We start from the raw sequence: 2,461 nt of genomic DNA, 5'->3' as shown, positions 1-2,461 counted from the left end.
ACAAAATGCAGGACCTCGATGATGTGGCCGTTGCCGGCCATGGCGCCGCGCTCGACGACCATCGCACCTGGGTCGACCGGCTGGTCGCCATGGCGCATACGACAGTGACGATCGGCTTTGCCGTTTTGGCGCTGATATTATCGGCGACGGTGCTGACGGTGGTGTTCGCCACGCGCGGCGCCATGGCCGGCAACGGCCACATCATCGAGGTCCTGCATTTTGTCGGCGCCGAGGCCCGCTTCATCGCGCGCGAATTCCGTTGGCATTTCCTGGTCACCGGCATGAAAGGCGCCGCCGCCGGAGGTGCCGCCGCTATCATGGTCTTCATCGTCTTTTCCTGGTGGTCGTCGCGCAACATGGCGACGCCTGAGGCCGACCAGGCGACCGCGCTGTTCGGCAATTTCGCGATCGGCTCCACCGGCTATCTCGGCGTCGCCCTGATGGTGCTGGTGATCGGCGCGCTGACCGCTGCGACCTCGCATGCCACGGTCGTCGCCTATCTCAGCGAGATCGACATCCGGCAGCCGGAGGCGGTCTGATCATGACGCGTAGCCAAGGGTGGCGCGAATGCAAGAGGTGGCAAGTTGGGTTTCCAATGCGATCCGGACTCCACAAGTGCATGATCACGCAAGGGAAACTGCCGTAACGCAATGTGCGCCGTGCTATCTATGAAAGGCGACGTTTCAGAGTTAACCATTGGATGTTTTCAGGATTAACCTGGGGATGATGGACGCGCGGGACTCGATCGGAACGGCTGGACGGATGCCAGCGGCGCTTACGCGCGGTGCTGCGTCTGCAAGAACCGGTCGTCTCAGATTTGCGCTTCGTCTCTGCGGTTTCTTCGTGCTCGCCCTGCTGGCGCTTTTCGCCGGCGGCTTCGGCTGGTTTGCCGACAAGGTCAGCAACATGACGACGCCGGTCAATCCGGCCAGGGCCGACGCAATCATCGTGCTCACCGGTGGTCAGTCGAGGCTCGACGCCGCCATGGATCTGCTGGCATCAGGCAAGGGCGAGCGGCTCTTGATCAGCGGTGTTCACCCCACGGCGAGCCGCCGCCAATTGCAAGCGGCGATGGGCGGCGACAAGCAGCTGTTCTCCTGCTGCGTCGACATCGACCGCGCCGCGCTCGACACGATCGGCAATGCCGAGGAGAGCGCCAAATGGGTGGAAAGCCACGCCTATGGCAGCATCATCGTCGTCACCAACAACTACCACATGCCGCGCAGCCTGCTCGAGATGGGCCGGCTGCTGCATGGCGCGCGGCTTGAGCCCTATCCGGTGGTCAACAACAAGCTCGGCAATGGCAGCTGGCTGACCAAGCCGGAAGCACTGCGCGTGCTGCTCACCGAATACAGCAAATATGTGTTGGCGCTGGCGCGCGGCATCGTCCCGCTTCGGCCGACCACCGAGGGCGTCACGCTCGCCGAAGCCTCTACGGTGAGCAAGAACTAAGCTTCGCCAGACGCGCTGTTGCGCAGGCGTGCGATCTCCTGCTCCAGACCGGCAATGCGTCTATCCCGCTCGGCAAGCGCGGCGGCCACATCCGCCGCCTCGAAGCGCTGCGGAATATGCTGCGGGCAATTTGCATCCCAGGCCGTGACGCTGAACAGGATCGCCTGCTCCGGCCGCGCCTTGTAGTTGGCCGGCATCAGCCTCGCCGTCAGCTCCGCATCGTCCTCGACGACGCGCGCTGTGCCCCAGATCTTGATGCGCTGCCGAAGCATGTAGTCGATCAGGAACAGGAAGGCCTGGGCATTGTCCGCAAGATTGCCCTGGGTGATGAACTGCCGGTTCCCCGAGAAATCGGCAAAGCCGATCGTTTGCTCGTCCAGCACCTTCAGGAAGCCGGCTGGCCCGCCGCGATGCTGAACATAGGGTTGACCTCCGCCATTGGCTGTCGCCAGGAACACACTGGTCTGCGCCTCGACGAAGGCGGCGAGGTCGGGCGTGATCGTCGCCCGCCAGCCGCCGCGCTCCTCGACCCGCGCATAAGATGCGCGCGAGCCCTTGCGGGACTGGATGGCCTTGACCGTAGGGGTAAAGGCGACGTCGCTGGTGAAGGCGTCCATGGCGGCTGTCCTCTGCCAAAGTGGAACGACATGTAGCCCCTTCCGAAATCCGGAGGTAGAAGGCATATTTGCAATCCATCCTTCCACATTTCGGAAGAATAAATGGACCGCCTCGACGCCATGTTCTTGTTCGTAGCCACCGTGGAGGCCGGCAGCCTTTCCGCCGTCGCGCGACATGCCGGCGTGCCGCTCGCCACCGTCAGCCGCAAGCTCTCCGAACTGGAGAGGCACCTCAAGACGCGTCTGCTCAACCGCTCGACGCGGCGCCTCACCTTGACGGACGCTGGTCGTTCCTATCTCGCCGCCTGCCGCCGTATCCTCGATGAGGTGGGCGAAGCCGAGCGCGCCGCCGCTGGCGAATACTTGAGCCCGACCGGCGAGCTGGTGATCAC

At 63.8% G+C, this 2,461-nt stretch carries 3 protein-coding genes and 1 pseudogene; 3 read left to right on the top strand and 1 reads right to left on the bottom strand.

Annotated features, from left to right (window positions below):
- A pseudogene (locus tag EOA60_RS28735) lies at positions 1-539 on the top strand (ABC transporter permease); the annotation flags it as partial.
- Positions 540-723: 184 nt separating this feature from the next.
- Positions 724-1,452: a YdcF family protein gene (locus EOA60_RS28730; RefSeq protein WP_066990251.1), complete on the top strand. Its 729-nt coding sequence runs from the start codon at positions 724-726 to the stop codon at positions 1,450-1,452.
- Here EOA60_RS28730 and EOA60_RS28725 read toward each other — a convergent pair.
- Positions 1,449-2,069, bottom strand: coding sequence for a pyridoxamine 5'-phosphate oxidase family protein (locus EOA60_RS28725; protein WP_095823981.1), 621 nt, complete (start codon positions 2,067-2,069; stop codon positions 1,449-1,451). The genes EOA60_RS28730 and EOA60_RS28725 overlap by 4 nt on opposite strands.
- Before the next feature lie 102 nt (positions 2,070-2,171).
- Between EOA60_RS28725 and EOA60_RS28720 the strand changes: the two genes are divergently transcribed.
- Positions 2,172-2,461: LysR family transcriptional regulator (locus tag EOA60_RS28720; RefSeq protein ID WP_128312290.1), on the top strand; the 290-nt coding region annotated here is incomplete at its 3' end.

The organism is Mesorhizobium sp. M1A.F.Ca.IN.020.06.1.1 (assembly GCF_004023265.1).
In the GTDB taxonomy this organism is placed as follows: Bacteria; Pseudomonadota; Alphaproteobacteria; order Rhizobiales; family Rhizobiaceae; genus Mesorhizobium.
The sequence above is the reverse complement of the archived record's forward strand: the minus strand, read 5'-3'. Positions and strand labels throughout refer to the sequence as shown.

Bases quoted from the DNA above. Each gene is read 5' to 3' on its own strand.
- EOA60_RS28730 (WP_066990251.1), top strand. From the start codon at position 724: ATGATGGACGCGCGGGACTCGATCGGAACGGCTGGACGGATGCCAGCG.
- EOA60_RS28725 (WP_095823981.1), bottom strand. From the start codon at position 2,069: ATGGACGCCTTCACCAGCGACGTCGCCTTTACCCCTACGGTCAAGGCC.